This is a genomic window from Cyanobium sp. NS01, from assembly GCF_014280235.1.
Taxonomy (GTDB): Bacteria; Cyanobacteriota; Cyanobacteriia; order PCC-6307; family Cyanobiaceae; genus NIES-981.
In genome coordinates, this window is sequence record NZ_CP047940.1 from 2271601 (window position 1) to 2288780 (window position 17180).

The following is a 17180-nucleotide window of genomic DNA, read 5'->3' on the forward strand; positions in this document are numbered from 1 at the left end:
GGATCAGTCGCTGGCCAGGGGGTTGGCGGGCATTCTGCGCATCAGCCCACCGGCCAGCTGGTCAAGCAGCTCACGCTCAGCTGGCTCCAGGAGCCAGCGGCCGGCGGCGGCGGCGGCCTCGGCCTGGGCGGGGCTGCGCAGTCCGGGAATCGGCATGGCACCGTGGGAACGGCACCAGTTGAGCGCCACGGCCGCCGCCGGCGCGGCGCGGCGCTGAGCCATCACCGCCATCGCCTCGCGCAACGGAGCCAGCTGGGGCGCCAAGCGGCGAAACAGTGCCCCCCTGGCTCCTGCTGGGGCCGGTGCCTCGTGGCTGGCCGCCAGCAACCCGAGGGCCAGCGGGCTGTAGGCGATCAGCTCGATGCCCAGCTCCCGGCACACCTCGGCCACGCCGCCAGGTTCGATCGGGGCAGGCGAGAGCAGTGAGAGCTGCACCTGAACGCTTGCGAGCCGCACGCCACGGGCCGCCAGGCGCCGATGCATCTGGCGCAACCGCCGCGGGCCCACGTTGGACACCCCCAGCTCCGCCACCTCAGCCTGGGTCACCAGATCGGCCAGGCCCTCCAGCAGCGGCCCCTCCTGCCAGGCGGCATAGCGGGCCGTGCTCCAGTGCAGCTGGACCCGGTCGAGCTTCCCCTGCAGGCGTCGACGGGAGGCGGCAAACGCCCGCCGGAAGCCGCCGCGGCCCAACCGCCACGGGAAGGGGGCCAGCTTGGTGGCCACCAGGAGGCGTTCGCTCTGCTGCGGCGGCAGCGCCGCGCAGAAACGACCCAGCAACTGCTCACTGCGGCCGTTCAGGCGCCCCGTGCCATAGGAGTCAGCCGTGTCGAACCAGTGCAGACCCAGCTCAACCGCCCGCTGGAACGTGGCCTGCAGGGTGGCGTCCTGGCTGGGGTCATAGCCCCAGAGCAGCTGATTGCCCCAGGCCCAGGTGCCCACGCCGATGCCGGGGGCGACGGGCAGGGACGGGGAGGAATGCGCCATGGTGTGGAGATGAGCCCGGGGTGAAAGAGTCGAAGATGAGCGCGCTGCCAACGCCCGAGTCCTCCAGCCAGCCTGCCGAACTGCCGTGTTCCAGTTCCTCTCCGCCAGCGGCCGGCGCCGAGCCGGTGCTCTGCAACCACTGTGGCCGCACCGCCAGCAATGGCATCAGCTGCCAGGGGTTCTGCGTGGCGGATTCCGGCTACTGAGGTCTGTGCGGCCACTGAGCCCTGGTGGGGCAGCCAGGGCGCCCTGGCTGGGCGGGGCGACGGGCCTGCTGCTGGCGACAGCCGCTCTGGCGGGACTCCTGGCTGGGCGCCTGACGGCCCGGGCCGAGGGCTTCGGACGCTGGGCCAGCCCCACGCGCCAGTGCGATCTGCAGATCAACCGACGCGAGCAGAATTGCCAGGCACTGCGCCTGGATCAGAACCTGGCCGGACTGCTCACGGTGCGGTTTCTGGTGGAGGCTGATGGGTCCCGGACCATGGCCGAGGAGCTGCTGTTCGTGGGCCAGCTCCAGGCCGGGCAGCCCGCGATGCGCTGCTCCGTGGATGGCCAGTGCGAGCCGCAATGGCCCACGCGGCTGCTGGTGAGCACGGTGGCGGACAGCCGCTACGACGACAGGGGATTGATCATGGGGCTGCCCCAGACCCATCTGGTGCAGGGCAGTTGCGTGCTGGAGCGCGACCGGGTGCTCTGTGATGCCAGCAGCCGGGAGGGAGGTTCGTGGATCGCCGAGGCAGCCCCCTAGGGCCTGCCGCCCGGCAATTCAAGAAGAGGCGGCACCCAGATTCGAACTGGGGGTAAAGGATTTGCAATCCTCTGCCTTACCACTTGGCCATGCCGCCGACCGGGGAGCAAACTCCCGTGAGCGGATCGTATCAGCCATGGCATGCCCCTCCCGCTGCTGGTTCTGAGCAACGGCCACGGAGAGGATCTGATCGCCCTGCGGGTGGTGCAGGCCCTGCGGCAGCGTCGGCCCGAGCGTGCCGTGCTGGTGCTGCCCCTGGTGGGCGAGGGGCGGGCCTTCGCCGCGGCGGCCGCAGCGGGCCAGCTGCAGCTGGTGGGGCCCCGCAGCCCCCTGCCCAGCGGCGGCTTCTCCAACCAGAGCCTGGGGGGCCTGGGCCAGGACCTGCTCGCCGGGCTGGCCCAGCTCAGCTGGCACCAGTGGCGCTGGGTGCGGGCCTGGGGCCGCAGCGGTGCGCCGCTGCTGGCGGTGGGGGATCTGCTGCCCCTGCTGCTGGCCTGGGCCAGTGGCGCTGCCTACGGCTTCATCGGCACCCCGAAGAGTGATTTCACCTGGGCCTCGGCGCCCCCCACCGGCTGGGGCGCCAGCCCCCTGGCCGACCGCTACCACGCCTGCAAGGGAAGCGAATGGGATCCCTGGGAATGGGCCCTGATGGGCCATCGGCGCTGCCGGATCGTGGCCGTGCGCGACCGCTTCACGGCCCGGGGCCTGCGGCGGCATGGGATTGCCGCCCTGGCACCGGGCAACCCGATGCTGGATGGACTGGAGCCGCAGCCATCGCCGCCGGCCTGGTTGAGCCGGCGCCAGCGTCTGCTGCTGCTGCCGGGCAGCCGGGAGCCGGAATCACGGCGCAATGCCGCCAGGCTGCTGGGGGTGCTGGAGGCCTGGGAGCCCGCCTGCCCCACGACGCTGCTGCTGGCGAGTGCGGCCAGGCCCGATCCGCATGAATGGGATCAGCTGCTGCGCCGTCATGGCCTGCAGGAGGGCGTGCTGACACCGGAGCTGGAGGCCTGTGGCGCCATTGCCACCTGGCACAGGGGTGAGCTGCAGGTGCTGCTGGGTCCAGAGCGCTTTCAGCAGTGGGCCGGCTGGGCCGAGGTGGGCCTGGCCACGGCCGGCACCGCCACCGAGCAGCTCGCCGGGCTTGGGGTGCCGGTGTTGTCCCTGCCGGGCCCGGGTCCCCAGTTCAAGGCGGGCTTCGCACGGCGCCAGAGCCGGCTGCTGGGTGGCGCCGTTCAGCCTTGCCACACCCCCCGGGAGCTGGCGGAGCGGCTCAGAACGCTCCTGGCCAGCCCGGCCCTGCGGCAGACCCTGGGCCGGATCGGGCGACGGCGCATGGGAACGGCCGGGGGGAGCCAGCGGCTGGCCGTGCTGCTGGAGCAGCGACTCCTGGCCTGATCCTGACGCCCCGCTGCTGAGGCAGAGGGAATCCGCCCAGGGGCAGCGGAGGAGGGACTGGGATACTGGGGGATCACCCACCCACGGCGGGCAACTCCATGGCAGGCATCCCTGATCGGGCCTACAACGCGGCCTGCGCCAGGCTGGCCAGCGCCATGGGCGTGAGCCTGGGGGCCGCCCGGCGCCGGGTGGAGATGAAGGCCGCCGCCGGGGCCATCCGCGACACCGCCGGCAAGCAGGCCCTGGCCGAAGAGCTGCTCAGCGAGGCCACCGCCAGCAGCGCCGACAACCACGCCCGGCTCTCCTCCCTGCTGGAGGCGGTAGGCCGCGACGAACACTTCATGCTCGAAGACTGAACGCCCCCGGGGCCCAGTCGCTCAGCGCTGGCCTCCGCTGGAATGCTCGAACAGCAGGTGGAACCGCTGACGATCCAGGTCGGAGAACACCGGCAGACACTGGAAGCAGCGCTCAGCCAGGGCCCAGCGCTCCTCGCGCCGCAGCATCAGCTCCAGCCGGTCGCGGGCGGCCAGCAGGTAGCGCACATCGCCGGCGGCGTAGGCCAGCTGGGCCTCGCTGAGGTCCTCCACCTGGCCCCAGTCGGAGCTCTGGGCCCGCTTGTCGAGCTCCACCCCCACCAGCTCCTGCACCACATCCTTGAGCCCATGCCGGGGGCTGTAGGTGCGGGCCAGGCGGCTGGCGATCTTGGTGCAGAAGATCGGCGCCACGGCGATGCCGAGGTTCTCCGCCAGGGCCGCCACATCGAAGCGGGCGAAGTGGAACACCTTCTCGGTGGCGCTGCTCTCCATCAGAGCCTGCAGCCGTGGCGCCGAGCTCTGACCCCGGGCCAGCCGGATGCAGCACACATTGTCGTCGTCGTCGCAGATCTGCACCAGGCAGAGCCTGTCGCGGCCGTGGATCAGGCCCATGGCCTCGGTGTCCACCGCCAGGGCACGGGCGCCGGCGTAGAGCTCCGCCCAGGTGGCATCGAGATCACCGTCGAAGACGGCGAAGCGCGCCGGGGCGGGGAGGTTGCTGGTGGGAGCTGCGGTCATGGAGGGGCAGGCAAGCGGCTGGGGATCAGGCCCCATGTTGGACGGGCACAGCGGGACTTCCCGGCCCCGGGCCCGCGCCAGCAGAATGGGTCGGGATTTCGGCAGACCATGCTCTCCTCTGGCTCCACCCTGGTGCTCACCCTGTTGATGGCGGTGGGGCTGGTGTTCTTCCTGCGCGCCGCCAGCAAAGACCGCACCACCACCGTGGAGGTGCGCTCCTCCAAGCCGCCGCTGGAGGTGCTCGACAGCCTCAGCGCCTGGCTGCTGCAACGGGGCTGGATGGCGGAGGCCAGCGACCCCGAACAGCGCTCCCTGCGCTTTCGCGGCCAGGTGCGCTCCAGCGTTCCGCTGGCGCTGCTGCTGTCGCTGCTGGGCGGCGTGGGGGCAGGAGCCCTGGGCCTGGTGATCCGCCAGGTGCAGCCGGGCCTGCTGTGGTGGCCGCTGCTGCTCGTTCTGGTCGGCCCCTTGGCCGGGGTGGTGTATCGGCGCCGCGCCGAGCGGCCTGAAACCGTGGAACTGCGGCTGATCAGCCATGACCAGGCCACCGGCAGTGCCCTGCGCCTGCGGGCCCATCGCGATGAGCTGATCGCCCTGGAACTGGAGCTGGGCCCCAAGCTGGGCCTGTTCAGTGATGGCAACCTGCTGAGCTCGCCGATCTGAACCGCCCTGCTGTGCGCCTGTCGCCTTGATCGCCATGGCCTTCTCCGCCACCGCCCGCCCGCTGCTGCTGCTGGGGCTCACCGCGATCCTGCTGGCCCCCGGCGCCACGGCGCGGGCCCCCCAGGCCTACGCCCCCGACCCCCTCACCGGCCCGCGTAGCCGGCTCGGCCCCGACCGCGACTGGGTGGGCCTGCGCCCCCTGGGCGCTGAGACCGAGATCCTGGTGCTGGCCGGCCATGCCGACTCCCAGGGCATCGCCGGCGCCGGCACGCCCGGCGAGGCGGTGGCGCTCCGCGGCGCCAGGCCGATGCAGCCGGGCCTCAGAGATGAGCTGCACTGGAACCTGCTCACGGCGCGGGCCGTGGTGGCCCTGGGCCGGCAGCGGGGCCTGAACCTGCGCTTCTACGACCCGCCAGCGCGCACGATTGCCGACGCCGACGACCCACGCACCAACTGGAGTGTGGGCAAAGCGCATGCCGCAGCCGGCGGCTACGCCCTGGAAATCCACTACGACGCCTACGGCCCCGACGGGGTGGGCTCGGGCCTGATTCCACCGCTGCACCGCCACCCGAGCCGCCTCGACGAGAGCCTGGCCCTGGCCTTCGGCTCCTACCCGCTGCTCTACCGCAACGGCCTGGGCGCCCCCCGCCGTGGCATCGCCATCCTGGAGATCGGCAAACTGGAGGGGGTGCTGGAGGCGGCCCTGCGCGACCCCGGCCGCCGCGACGCCACCCTCACGGCCATTGCGCTACGGGTGGTGGAGGCGCTTGAACGTGGGCTGAACCTCCAGACCCCGAGCCCCATCGGTGAGCTGCCCGTGGGCGTGGCGCCGGAGCGGCGAGCACGTCCCTGAAACGCACGCACCTGAGGCCAGCTCGCGCCTAGGGCAGGGGGCCGCTGTCCTCAGCCCAGCGCCTGATGCGGGGCGCAGCGCTGCTCCAGGGAGGAGTCGTCCAACCAGTTCTGGGGGCGGGTGAACACCTCGGTGAGCAGGGCCTCGCGGCTGCCGGGCTCGGCGCTGTAGCCGTACTCCCAGCGCACCAGGGGGGGCAGGGACATCAGGATCGACTCGGTGCGGCCATTGGTCTGCAGACCGAAGATCGTGCCCCGGTCGAAGACGAGGTTGAACTCCACGTAACGGCCGCGGCGATAGAGCTGGAACTGCCGTTCCCGATCGCCGTAGTCAGTGGCCTGCCTGCGCTCCACGATCGGCACGTAACTGGGCAGGAAGGCCTGGCCGCAGGCCGTGGCCAGGGCGAAGAGCTGCTCCCAGCTCTGGCTGATCGCCCCCTGGCGCAGGCTGGCCGCGGCGGCGGCCCCATCGGGATTCTGGCCCTTGTAGAGCACGCCGCCGGGGTCCTGGTAGTCATAGAAGATGCCGCCGATGCCGCGGCTTTCCTGGCGGTGCTTCAGGTGGAAGTACTCGTCGCACCAGGGCTTGAACACCTGGTAATAGGCAGGGTTGACGCCGTCGCAGGCCTCCTTGAGAGTGCGGTGGAAATGGCGGGCATCCTCAAGGAAGGGGTAGTAGGGCGTTAGGTCGGCGCCACCGCCGAACCACCACACCGGGCCCGCCTCGAAGTAGCGGTAGTTGAGGTGAACCGTGGGGATGTAGGGGTTGCGGGGGTGCAGCACCATCGAGGTGCCCGTGGCAAACCAGGGGTGGCCCTTCGCCTCGGGGCGTTGACTCAGGATCGAGGGTGGCAGTTCAGAGCCCTGCACCTCGGAGAAATTCACGCCGCCCTGCTCGAAGACGCGGCCCTCCTTCATCACGCGGGAGCGCCCCCCGCCGCCCTCGGGCCGCTCCCAGCTCTCCTCAGCGAAGCGACCCTCGCCATCGAGCTGCTCCAGACCGGCGCAGATCGAGTCCTGCAGACCCCGGAGGAGGGTGCGGGCTCGCTGGCGGGAGTCAGCGGGAGGCGACTCCAGCACCAGGGTGGCGGCGTCACCGCCGTCGGGGCTGGGCATCACCTTGGCCTTCTCCATCACACCGTGCCCCAGGGGCCTGAAACCCCTTCACCCTTTCAGGCCGCAGGGCCGCCCATCAAGCCTTCGAGAGGCACTGTCACGGCGCAAGACCCTTGGCCTCGACAGGTGCCTTCTAGGATCAACGCCCTGTGCATGCGGATCGGATGGCCACTGTCGAGCAGGCTCGTGCCGCCCTCAGCCGCCTCACCGATGCCGGCAGTGGCCGGCCCATGCTTGAGCTGGGCTGGGTTCAGGACCCACGCCTGCAGGGTGAACGGGCGGTGATCCGTCTGGCGTTGCCCAGCTTTGCCCAGAGCCAGCGCGACCGCATTGCCAGCGAGGCCCGCGAGGCCCTGCTCAACCTCGAGGGCGTGCGCGACGTTCAGATCGAACTCGCCCAGCCCGAGGCGGCAGGCGCTGCCGCGGCCCCCTCCGGTGCACCGATCGGCGCCGCTGGCCACGGCCCCAGCAGCGCCCCCGGCCAGCCTCCCCAGCGCCAGGAGATCCCGGGGGTCGGACAGGTGATCGCCGTGAGCAGCGGCAAGGGCGGCGTGGGCAAGAGCACCGTGGCGGTGAACCTCGCCTGCGCCCTGGCCCAGCAGGGCCTGCGGGTGGGCTTGCTCGATGCCGACATCTACGGCCCCAACGCGCCCACCATGCTGGGAGTGGCCGGCCGCACCCCGGAAGTGAGTGGTGAGGGGGCGGCTCAGGTGCTGCGGCCGATGCAGAGCTGTGGCATCGCCATGGTGTCGATGGGTCTGCTGATCGATGCCAACCAGCCGGTGATCTGGCGGGGTCCGATGCTCAACGGCATCATCCGCCAGTTCCTCTATCAAGTGGATTGGGGTGAACGGGATGTGGTGGTGGTGGATCTGCCGCCAGGCACCGGCGACGCCCAGCTCACCCTCGCCCAGGCGGTGCCGATGGCCGGTGTGATCGTGGTCACCACGCCCCAGGAGGTGTCGCTGGCCGATGCCCGCCGCGGCCTGGCGATGTTCCAGCAGATGGGCATTCCCGTGCTGGGCGTGGTGGAGAACATGAGTGGCTTCATCCCCCCCGATGCACCCGAGAAGCTTTATCCGATCTTCGGCAGTGGTGGCGGCGCCAGGCTGGCCAAGGAAACCGGAGTTCCCCTGCTGGCAGAACTGCCGCTGGAGATGCCGGTACGGGAAGCGGGCGATGGCGGTCGTCCCGTGGTGCTCACGGCACCCCACTCCGCCACGGCTCGCGGCTTCACAGCCCTGGCCGAGCGGGTGACGGCCCTGGCGGCCGTTCCCCTCTGATCGCTGGGGATGCTCAGCCTCAACCGCCGCAGTCGCGGCCTGTTTTCAGGAGGCGATTCAGCCAGAAGGCGGCCCCTGGCCGATCTGGACTGGCTGCTCTGGGGCATTCCGATGGCGATGGTGCTGCTGGCCGGCGTGCTGATCGCCAGCACCCAGCGCCAGGCGAACTACGCCGACTGGTATCAGCACTGGGTCACCGGCGTGGTGGGGCTGGGGGTGGCGCTGCTGCTGGCTCGCATTCCCGTGGAGCGGCTGGTGGCGTTGAAGTGGCCGATCTACGGGGCGATGGTGGCCAGCCTGGTGGCCGTGCGGCTGGTGGGAGTGAGCGCCCTGGGAGCCCAGAGCTGGATCAACATCGGCGGCTTTTACGTGCAGCCCTCAGAGTTCGCCAAGCTCGGGGCGATCCTGCTGCTGGCCGAGGTGCTGGCCCGCCACCCGGTGGAGCGGCCCGTGGACCTGCTGCGCCCGGTGGGCCTGATCGGGCTGCCCTGGCTGCTGGTGTTCGTGCAGCCCGACCTGGGCACCTCCCTGGTGTTCGGCGCCGTGCTGCTGGTGATGCTGTTCTGGGCCGGCATGCCCGCCGCCTGGCTGGTGCTGCTGCTCTCGCCCCTGGTGAGCGCGATTGCCGCCGGCACCCTGCCCTGGCTGTTGCTGGGCTGGATTCCGCTGATGGGCTGGCTCGCCTGGACCAGCCTGCCCTGGAAGCGGGTGATGCTGACCGTGGCCGTGGCGGTGCAGAGCGCTTTCGCCGTGCTCACCCCCTGGCTGTGGGCCCACGGGCTGCGGCCGCACCAGCGGGATCGCCTCACCCTCTTCCTCGACCCCGGCCAGGATCCCCTCGGCGGCGGCTACCACCTGCTGCAGAGCACGGTGGGCATCGGCAGCGGCCAGCTCTGGGGCACCGGTCTGATGCAGGGGGCCCTCACCAAGCTGCGCTTCATCCCCGAGCAGCACACCGATTTCATCTTCAGCGCCCTGGGCGAGGAAACCGGTTTCCTGGGGTCGGTGCTGGTGGTGCTCGGCTTTGTGCTGCTGATGTGGCGCCTGCTGCAGATCGCCGGCCGGGCCCGCAGCGATGTCGAATCGCTGGTGGTGGTGGGCATTGGCGCCATGCTGATGTTCCAGGTGGTGGTGAACATCAACATGACGATCGGCCTCGGGCCCATCACGGGCATTCCCCTGCCCTTCCTCAGCTATGGCCGTTCGGCCATGCTGATGAACTTCATGGCCCTCGGGCTGTGCGCGTCGGTGGCGCGGCGGGGCCGAAGCTCGCCGAGCCGCCGCTAAGGAGAACCCAACCTTGGTGAGCCTGCTCAAGCTGCGGCACTGCCTCACCGCGGGGGTCCCTCCCGGCACCAGCACGGACGACGCCGCCCGGCGCCAGTGGTGGGCGGCCCTGGCCACCCTGCAGGAGGATTTTCTGCTGCCCCTGGGGGAGGTGTCCGGGCTGTGGCTGGCCGCACCCCTCCCGGCCCTCTATGAGCCCGCCCTGCTGCAACGGCTCCAGGGGTGGGTGTGGAGTCCGGCAGCGATCGGCACCCTGCTGCCCCCCGCTCCGCCCCGGTTGCTGCAGTCCGCCACGGGCCAGAGCCGCGGTGCCGTGCCGGGCAGCGGCTACCACCGGCTGCTGCTGGAGGAAGGCGACGGCGACGACCCTCTGCTGGTGATCGTGACACCGCAACTCCAGGTGGCCCTGTGTCTGGATGGGCCGGCCGAGGGCCGCCGGCTGGTGGTGCGTTTCGACCCTGAGGTGCTCTCGGAGGCCCTCTCGCTGATGCATCAGCGGCTGGAGCTGAGCGATCCTGCCGCCGCCCTGGAGCTGCGTACAGCCGTGCAGCAACTGGGCCCACTGCACAGCGAACCCTCCCTGGGGCTCCGTTTCTGGCCCCTGCTGGCCAACCGTCTGGCCAGGATCGCCCCCAGCCTGACCCTGCAGCCCCTGGCCGCGGCCGCCGGCGGCAAGCCCTCCCAGGCCGAGGCCACAGCCAGCTCTGCCGCCCAGATCAGCGAGCTGGCCCTGCTCGAAGCCCTCACCCACGAGGTGCGCACCCCCCTGGCCACCATTCGCACCCTGATCCGCTCCCTGCTGCGCCGCAGCGACCTGCCAGCCGTGGTGCGCCAGCGCCTGGAGCACATCGATGGCGAGTGCAGTGAGCAGATCGACCGCTTCGGCCTGATCTTTCTGGCGGCTGAGCTGCAGCGCCCCCTCGGCCAGGGACAGGCCCAAGCCGATCTGCCCCTGGCCCGCACCGACCTCAGCGAGCTGCTGGGCCAGCTCGAAGGGCTCTGGCAGCGCCAGCTGGCGCGGCGTCAGCTGACGCTGGACCTCCAGATCACCCCTGACCTGCCCCAGGTGCTCAGCGATCCGGCGCGGCTGGAAACCATGCTGGGCGGCCTGATTGACCGTTTCAGCCGCAGCCTGCCGGCCGGCACCCGGGTACGCCTGGTCCTGCAGCCGGCCGGGGCACGGCTGAAACTGCAGCTGAGCAGCGCCGGGCCAGTGCCGGTTCCCGGCGAACCGTCCCCCCGGGGACGGGAGCTGGTGGGGCCGGTGCTGAGCTGGGATCCGAGCACCGGCAGCCTGCAGCTCAGTCGCCAGGCCACCCAGCAACTGTTCGAGCGGCTGGGGGGGCGGCTCACCGAGCGCAGCGGCAGTGGGCTCACCGTGTTCTTTCCGGTGTACGTGCCGGCCGCCTGAGCGGATGGCACCACCGGTCGGGCAGGGTTTTGTTGACGGGTGTGAAGACTGGCGCAGCGCCGGCCGGAGGGCCAAAACCACGGTGCTAGTTTCCGCCTGAAACAGTCTGCCGACACCTGAACGCGTCATGACAGCAACGGCACTGAGCGGTCAACTCCCCAAGTACATCGGCAGCACCGGCGGGCTGCTCAACTCCGCCGAAACTGAAGAGAAGTACGCCATCACCTGGACCAGTTCCAAGGCCCAGGTCTTTGAGCTGCCCACCGGCGGCGCTGCCGAGATGAATGAGGGCGAAAACGTCATGTATTTCGCCCGCAAGGAGCAGTGCCTGGCCCTGGGCACCCAGCTGCGCACCAAGTTCAAGCCCCGCATCGAGGACTACAAGATCTACCGGATCTTCCCCGGCGGAGACACCGAGTATCTGCATCCCAAGGATGGCGTGTTCCCCGAGAAGGTGAACGAGGGCCGTCAGATGGTGGGTCACAACCCCCGCTCCATCGGCGCCAACACCAATCCCGCCAACCTCAAGTTCACCGGCAAGAACACCTTCGACGCCTGAGCTGAGCGTCTCGGCCAGGGTCTGGCCGTTGGTCTTGAACACTTAGAAAGGCGGGGCCCGGCGCCCCGTTTTTTTTGCCTGCCGGTTCCTCGATGACCCCCTCCGATCGCCTGGACCCCACCTTTCTGGCCCAGGTGGCTGCCGGGCTCAGCTTCATCCCCATCTGGAAGCGCTGGCCGGCAGACCTGGAGACGCCTCTGACCACCTGGCTCAAGGTGGGTGCCGGCAGCAGCCACGGGGTGCTGCTGGAGTCGGTCGAGGGGGGAGAGCGGATCGGCCGCTGGAGCTTCGTGGTGAGTGAGCCGCTCTGGACCCTCACCAGCCGCGGAGCCAGCAGTCAGCGCCAATGGCGGGACGGCCGCACCGAGCAGCTGAGCGGCAACCCGTTTGAGCTGTTGCAGGACTGTCTGCGTCCCCTGAGCAGCGCCCCGGTGCCAGGCCTGCCGCCGGCGGGCCATCTGTTCGGCTTCTGGGGTTACGAGCTGATCCAGTGGATCGAACCCAGCGTGCCCGTGCACCCCGCCGATCCCGAGGGGCCTCCGGATGGTTGCTGGATGCTCGCCGACAGCCTGCTCGTGTTCGACCAGGTGAAGCGCCAGATCACGGCGGTGGCCTACGCCGACCTGAGCCGGGGCGGCGATCCGGTTGAGGCCCACGCCGCCGCCACAGCGCGGATCACGGCTCTGGAGCAGCAGATGCAGGAGCCCCTGCCCGCCGGGGTGGTGCCACTGCAGTGGCATGAACGCAGCGGCACCGATCTGCCCACCCGCAGCAACCGCAGCCAGGCCGATTTCGAGGCGGCCGTGGTGCGCTCCCGGGAGCACATCGCCGCAGGGGATGTGTTTCAGCTGGTGTTGAGCCAGCGGCTCGAAACCACGATCGAGCGGGATCCCTTTGAGCTCTACCGCAGCCTGCGGATGGTGAATCCATCGCCCTACATGGCCTTCTTCAACTTCGGTGGCTGGTATCTGATCGGCTCCAGCCCCGAGGTGATGGTGAAGGCCGATCCGGTGGAGGGCGGAGGGATCCGGGCCTCCCTGCGCCCGATCGCCGGTACCCGGCCCCGGGGCACCGATGAAGCGGGCGACCAGGCCCTGGAGGCCGAGCTGCTGGCCGATCCCAAGGAGCGGGCCGAGCACGTGATGCTGGTGGATCTGGGCCGCAATGACCTCGGCCGCGTCTGCCGCCCCGGCAGCGTTTCCGTGACTGATCTGATGGTGATCGAGCGCTACTCCCATGTGATGCACATCGTCAGCCAGGTGGAAGGATGGCTGGGCGACGGGCACAGCGTCTGGGATCTGCTGATGGCGGCCTTCCCGGCAGGTACGGTCAGCGGCGCTCCCAAGATCCGGGCCATGCAGCTGATCCATGCCCTCGAACCCGATGCCAGGGGTCCCTACTCAGGGGTGTACGGCGCCGTGGACCTCGGGGGAGCCCTCAACACCGCCATCACCATCCGCACGATGGTGGTGCAGCCGGGCCCGAACGGCAGCTGGCGGGTGCAGGTGCAGGCCGGCGCCGGCCTGGTGGCCGACTCCAGGCCCGAGGCGGAATTCCAGGAAACCCTCAACAAGGCCCGGGGCATGCTCAAGGCCCTGGCCTGCCTGGCGTGAGCCACCCCGCCGCCCCAGCCATGACGCCAGCGCTGATGCTCAAGGGCTTCGAGGTGGAGCTCTACACCGGCAGGCCAGACGGCACGGTGGTGGGCTGTTCGTCTGAGGTGGCCGCGGCCCTGGAGGGGTTTGTCACCGAGCCCGACCGACGCAATCTCGAATACGTCACCGCCCCGGAGGCCGACTACGACCGGCAGCTGGCCCTGCTGCTGGAACCGCGGCTGCGCCTGCGCCGCTGGCTGCAGCTGCGCGGGCTGACGCTCCTGCCAGGCAGCACCCTGAGCCTGGGGAACAGCCGGCGCTTCGAGCGCTCCGACCCCGACAACCCCTACCACCACTACATCGAGCGCACCTACGGCACCCGGGTGGTGACCGCCAGTGTGCACATCAACCTGGGCCTCACGGCCATGCAGCCGCTGTTTGCCGGCCTGAGGCTGCTGCGCTGTGAGGCCGCCCTGCTGCTCGCCCTCAGCGCCAGCTCCCCCTTCCTCGACGGTGCCGCCACCGGCGCCCATTCCCAGCGCTGGCTGCAGTTCCCCCTCACGCCGGAGCGGGTGCCCCTGTTCCGCGACCACGAGCACTACATCGCCTGGATGGAGCAGCAGCTCCAGGCCGGCACGATGCAGAACGTGCGGCATCTGTGGACCTCCGTGCGGCCCAATGGCGACGATCGCCCCTACGACCTCAATCGCCTCGAGATCCGCATCTGCGATCTGGTGAGCGACCCAGAGGTGCTGCTGGCGATCACGGCCCTGGCGGAGCTGCGGCTATGGCAGGTGCAACGGGATCCCCAGACCTGCGACCCATTCCGTGCCAGCAGCCTCGATCCCGAGGAGCTGGCGCTGCTCGCCGATGCCAACGACCAGGCCGCAGCCCGCTCCAGCCTTGACGCCCCCCTGCGCCACTGGCGCGACGGCAGCCCGATTGAAGCCCGGGCCTGGATCCGGCAGATCCTGGAAGAGCTGGCGCCCCTGGCCCGGGAGCTGGGGCTGGACGCTCGGCTCACCCCGCTCGCCGGGCTGCTGCGCCACGGCAATCAGGCCATGGACTGGCTGCAGCGTCAGCAGAGCGGCACGTCGATCCGTGCGATTCTGAGCGGAGAGATCAGCGCCATGGCGGTGCAGGAGCAGCACCTGGCCGCCACGATGGGCACAGACCCTGTCCTGGGTCGTTTGGGATGATCACGAGCACACGTCACGACACTCCAGCCTTCATGCGGCAGTTGGTGCCCCCTGTCGCCGAACCCTCGCCCCGGGCGACCCGCCTGCTGGGTGAGCGGCTTGAGCTCGTCGAAGACCTCTGGCAGACCGTGCTGCGCAGCGAGTGTCCGCCCCACCACGCCGAACGCCTGCTGCGACTGAAGCGGCTGAGTGATCCCCTGGAGGACGACGGCTCCACCACGGCCGAAGGCGACGCCGCCGGCATGGACACCAGCACGGCCATCGTGCGACTGATCCGGGAGATGGATCTGGCCGAGGCCATTGCCGCCGCCCGGGCCTTCTCCCTCTATTTCCAGCTCGTCAATATCCTCGAGCAGCACATCGAGGAAGACACCTACCTCGACAGCCTCAAATCCCTGCCGGAAACGCTCTCCAGCGATCCCTTCCTGCCGCCCCTGGCCAGCCAGACCGAGCCCGCCACCTTCCGCCAGCTGTTCGAGCGCCTGCGCAACCTCAACGTGCCGCCGGCCCAGATCGAAAACCTGCTGCGCAACCTGGATCTGCGGCTGGTGTTCACGGCCCACCCCACCGAGATCGTGCGCCACACGGTGCGGCACAAGCAACGGCGGGTGGCCACCCTGATCCAGAAGCTCCAGCAGGAGAGCGACCTCAACCGGGTTGAGCGCCAGAGCCTGCGCTTGCAGCTGGAGGAGGAAATCCGCCTGTGGTGGCGCACCGATGAGCTGCACCAGTTCAAGCCCACGGTGCTGGATGAAGTCGACTATGCCCTCCATTTCTTCCAGGAGGTGCTGTTCGAGGCGATGCCGTTGCTGCGGGTGCGGATCGCGGGCGCTCTGACCGACAGCTACCCCGATGTGGAGCCCCCTCGGGACTCCTTCTGCACCTTCGGCTCCTGGGTGGGATCCGACCGCGACGGCAACCCCTCGGTGACCCCCGACATCACCTGGCGCACCGCCTGTTTTCAGCGCCAGCTGATGCTGGAGCGCTACGTGAAAGCGGTGGGGGAACTGCGCGATCAGCTCAGCATCTCGATGCAGTGGAGCCAGGTGAGCCCGGCGCTGCTGGAGTCGCTGGAGATGGACCGGCTGCGCTTTCCCGACATCTATGAGGAGCGCGCCGCCCGCTACCGGCTCGAGCCCTACCGCCTCAAGCTCAGCTATGTGCTGGAGCGGCTGCACCTCACCCAGGAGCGCAACCAGCTGCTGGCGGACACCGGCTGGGAATCACCCTGCGACGGCCTGCCCTCCGTGCCCGGCATCGGCGGCAACCTGGCCGTGGGGCCGGGCCTGCAGGACCTCCACTACGCCTCGGTGGACGACTTCCGCACCGATCTGGAGCTGGTGCTGCAGAGCCTGGAGGGCACCGGCCTGAGCTGCGAATCGCTGCAGCACCTGATCAGCCAGGTGCAGATTTTCGCCTTTTGCCTGGCCAGCCTGGACGTGCGCCAGGAGAGCACGCGCCACAGCGACGCCCTCGACGAGCTCAGCCGCTACCTGCAGCTGCCCACGCCCTACGGCGAGATGGAGGAGGAGCAGCGGGTGGCCTGGCTGCTGGCTGAGCTGCAGACCCGCCGCCCCCTGTTCCCCCCCGCGGCCAGCTGGAGCGCCGCCACCACCGAGACCTTCGCCGTGCTGCGGATGCTGCAGCGGCTGCAACAGGAGTTCGGCTGCCGCATCTGCGGCACCTACGTGATCTCCATGAGTCACACGGTGTCCGACCTGCTGGAGGTGCTGGTGCTCGCCAAGGAGGCCGGGCTGGTGGACCCGGTGGCCCAGACCACCAGCCTGCTGGTGGTGCCCCTGTTCGAGACGGTGGAAGACCTGCAGCGCGCCCCGGCCGTGATGGGCCAGCTGTTCAGCCAGCCCTTCTACCGCCGGCTGCTCAGCTCCAGCGAGGGGAGCCAACCCCTGCAGGAGGTGATGCTCGGCTACTCCGACAGCAACAAGGATTCCGGCTTCCTCTCCAGCAACTGGGAGATCCACAAGGCCCAGATCGCCCTGCAGCAGCTCGCCACCCAGCACGATGTGGCGCTGCGCATCTTCCACGGCCGTGGCGGCTCCGTGAGCCGGGGCGGCGGGCCGGCCTACCAGGCGGTGCTGGCCCAGCCCAGTGGCACCCTCAGCGGCCGCATCAAGATCACCGAGCAGGGCGAGGTGCTCGCCTCCAAATACTCCCTGCCGGAGCTGGCCCTCTACAACCTCGAAACCCTCACCACTGCGGTGCTGCAGAACAGCCTGGTGAGCACGCCGGTGGACAACACGCCTAGCTGGAATGAGCTGATGGGCCGCCTGGCCGCCCGCTCCCGCGACTTCTACCGGGCCCTGGTCCATGACAACCCCGATCTGGTGGCGTTCTTCCAGCAGTGCACCCCCATCGAGGAGATCAGCAAGCTGCAGATTTCGAGCCGGCCGGCGCGGCGCAAGAGCGGCGCCAAAGACCTCTCGAGCCTGCGGGCCATTCCCTGGGTGTTCGGCTGGACCCAGAGCCGCTTCCTGCTCCCCAGTTGGTTCGGGGTGGGGGCTGCCCTGCGCGAGGAGCTCGATCAGGACCCGGAGCAGATCGAGCTGCTGCGCCTGCTCTACCAGCGCTGGCCCTTCTTTCGGATGTTGATCTCCAAGGTGGAGATGACCCTCTCGAAGGTCGACATCGACCTGGCCCATCACTACGTGCAGGCCCTGGGACGACCCGAGCGGCGGGAGGCCTTCGAGCAGATCTTCCAGACCATCGCCGCCGAGTTCGACCTCACCCGCGACCTGGTGCTGGCCATCACCGGTCACCAGCGCCTCCTCGATGGCGATCCCGCCCTGCAGCTCTCGGTGGACCTGCGCAACCGCACGATCGTGCCCCTCGGTTTCCTGCAGGTGGCCCTGCTGAGGCGGCTGCGCGACCAGAACCGGCAACCTCCGATGCGCGAAGCTACCGGCAGCGGTTCCGACGGCCGCACCTACAGCCGCAGTGAACTGCTGCGCGGCGCCCTGCTCACCATCAATGGCATCGCCGCCGGCATGCGCAACACCGGCTGACCCCCCTGCACGCGTT

General features: G+C 69.9%; 16 protein-coding genes and 1 tRNA gene. 13 read left to right on the forward strand and 4 right to left on the reverse strand.

What is annotated here, in order from left to right; all coding sequences use genetic code 11:
• Positions 1 to 3: 3 nt before the first annotated feature.
• Positions 4 to 984, reverse strand: a complete 981-nt coding sequence (locus CyaNS01_RS11920) for an aldo/keto reductase (RefSeq protein WP_186697249.1) — start codon at positions 982 to 984, stop codon at positions 4 to 6.
• A 35-nt stretch (positions 985 to 1019) separates the two neighbouring features.
• Between CyaNS01_RS11920 and CyaNS01_RS11925 the strand changes: the two genes are divergently transcribed.
• Together CyaNS01_RS11925 and CyaNS01_RS11930 are read left to right on the forward strand one after the other, a co-directional pair.
• Complete coding sequence (locus CyaNS01_RS11925; protein WP_186697250.1) at positions 1020 to 1190, forward strand: hypothetical protein; 171 nt, start codon at positions 1020 to 1022, stop codon at positions 1188 to 1190.
• 5 nt (positions 1191 to 1195) lie between these two features.
• Complete coding sequence (locus CyaNS01_RS11930) at positions 1196 to 1732, forward strand: hypothetical protein (protein WP_186697251.1); 537 nt, start codon at positions 1196 to 1198, stop codon at positions 1730 to 1732.
• 26 nt (positions 1733 to 1758) lie between these two features.
• Here CyaNS01_RS11930 and CyaNS01_RS11935 read toward each other — a convergent pair.
• Positions 1759 to 1829, reverse strand: a tRNA-Cys gene (locus CyaNS01_RS11935).
• 44 nt (positions 1830 to 1873) lie between these two features.
• Here CyaNS01_RS11935 and CyaNS01_RS11940 point away from each other — a divergent pair.
• Both CyaNS01_RS11940 and CyaNS01_RS11945 read left to right on the forward strand, forming a co-directional pair.
• The gene (locus CyaNS01_RS11940; RefSeq protein WP_186697252.1) at positions 1874 to 3127 is read left to right on the forward strand and encodes a lipid-A-disaccharide synthase-related protein; all 1254 of its coding nucleotides are present in this window, start codon (positions 1874 to 1876) and stop codon (positions 3125 to 3127) included.
• Positions 3128 to 3225: 98 nt separating this feature from the next.
• Positions 3226 to 3483, forward strand: a complete 258-nt coding sequence (locus tag CyaNS01_RS11945; protein ID WP_186697253.1) for a hypothetical protein — start codon at positions 3226 to 3228, stop codon at positions 3481 to 3483.
• Between the two features lie 21 nt (positions 3484 to 3504).
• Here CyaNS01_RS11945 and CyaNS01_RS11950 read toward each other — a convergent pair whose 3' ends face one another.
• The gene (locus CyaNS01_RS11950; RefSeq protein ID WP_186697254.1) at positions 3505 to 4179 is read right to left on the reverse strand and encodes a ribonuclease D; all 675 of its coding nucleotides are present in this window, start codon (positions 4177 to 4179) and stop codon (positions 3505 to 3507) included.
• A gap of 108 nt (positions 4180 to 4287) precedes the next feature.
• Between CyaNS01_RS11950 and CyaNS01_RS11955 the strand changes: the two genes are divergently transcribed.
• Together CyaNS01_RS11955 and CyaNS01_RS11960 are read left to right on the forward strand one after the other, a co-directional pair.
• Complete coding sequence (locus tag CyaNS01_RS11955) at positions 4288 to 4839, forward strand: cofactor assembly of complex C subunit B (RefSeq protein WP_186697255.1); 552 nt, start codon at positions 4288 to 4290, stop codon at positions 4837 to 4839.
• 34 nt (positions 4840 to 4873) lie between these two features.
• A complete protein-coding gene (locus CyaNS01_RS11960; RefSeq protein WP_186697256.1) occupies positions 4874 to 5692 on the forward strand; it encodes a dehydrogenase in 819 nt (272 codons plus the stop codon).
• A gap of 50 nt (positions 5693 to 5742) precedes the next feature.
• Here CyaNS01_RS11960 and hemF read toward each other — a convergent pair whose 3' ends face one another.
• Complete coding sequence (hemF, locus tag CyaNS01_RS11965; RefSeq protein ID WP_186697257.1) at positions 5743 to 6825, reverse strand: oxygen-dependent coproporphyrinogen oxidase; 1083 nt, start codon at positions 6823 to 6825, stop codon at positions 5743 to 5745.
• A 146-nt stretch (positions 6826 to 6971) separates the two neighbouring features.
• Between hemF and CyaNS01_RS11970 the strand changes: the two genes are divergently transcribed.
• The 7 genes from CyaNS01_RS11970 to ppc all read left to right on the forward strand — a co-directional run bounded on the left by CyaNS01_RS11970 (position 6972) and on the right by ppc (position 17164).
• Positions 6972 to 8090 (forward strand): Mrp/NBP35 family ATP-binding protein, encoded by a 1119-nt coding sequence (locus CyaNS01_RS11970; protein ID WP_186697258.1) that lies wholly within the window; start codon positions 6972 to 6974, stop codon positions 8088 to 8090.
• A 9-nt stretch (positions 8091 to 8099) separates the two neighbouring features.
• Positions 8100 to 9377 carry a rod shape-determining protein RodA gene (rodA, locus tag CyaNS01_RS11975; RefSeq protein WP_186697259.1) on the forward strand — a complete coding sequence of 426 codons (1278 nt, stop codon included), beginning with the start codon at positions 8100 to 8102 and terminating at the stop codon, positions 9375 to 9377.
• 13 nt (positions 9378 to 9390) lie between these two features.
• Entirely contained in the window at positions 9391 to 10788 is a 1398-nt protein-coding gene (locus CyaNS01_RS11980; protein WP_186697260.1) for a sensor histidine kinase KdpD, read from the forward strand.
• Positions 10789 to 10915: 127 nt separating this feature from the next.
• A complete protein-coding gene (locus CyaNS01_RS11985) occupies positions 10916 to 11347 on the forward strand; it encodes a photosystem I reaction center subunit II PsaD (protein ID WP_186697261.1) in 432 nt (143 codons plus the stop codon).
• Between the two features lie 92 nt (positions 11348 to 11439).
• The gene (locus CyaNS01_RS11990; RefSeq protein WP_186697262.1) at positions 11440 to 12960 is read left to right on the forward strand and encodes an anthranilate synthase component I family protein; all 1521 of its coding nucleotides are present in this window, start codon (positions 11440 to 11442) and stop codon (positions 12958 to 12960) included.
• Between the two features lie 20 nt (positions 12961 to 12980).
• Positions 12981 to 14141 (forward strand): glutamate--cysteine ligase, encoded by a 1161-nt coding sequence (gene gshA / locus CyaNS01_RS11995; protein ID WP_186700766.1) that lies wholly within the window; start codon positions 12981 to 12983, stop codon positions 14139 to 14141.
• 32 nt (positions 14142 to 14173) lie between these two features.
• Complete coding sequence (gene ppc, locus CyaNS01_RS12000; protein ID WP_225875953.1) at positions 14174 to 17164, forward strand: phosphoenolpyruvate carboxylase; 2991 nt, start codon at positions 14174 to 14176, stop codon at positions 17162 to 17164.
• Positions 17165 to 17180: the final 16 nt, after the last annotated feature.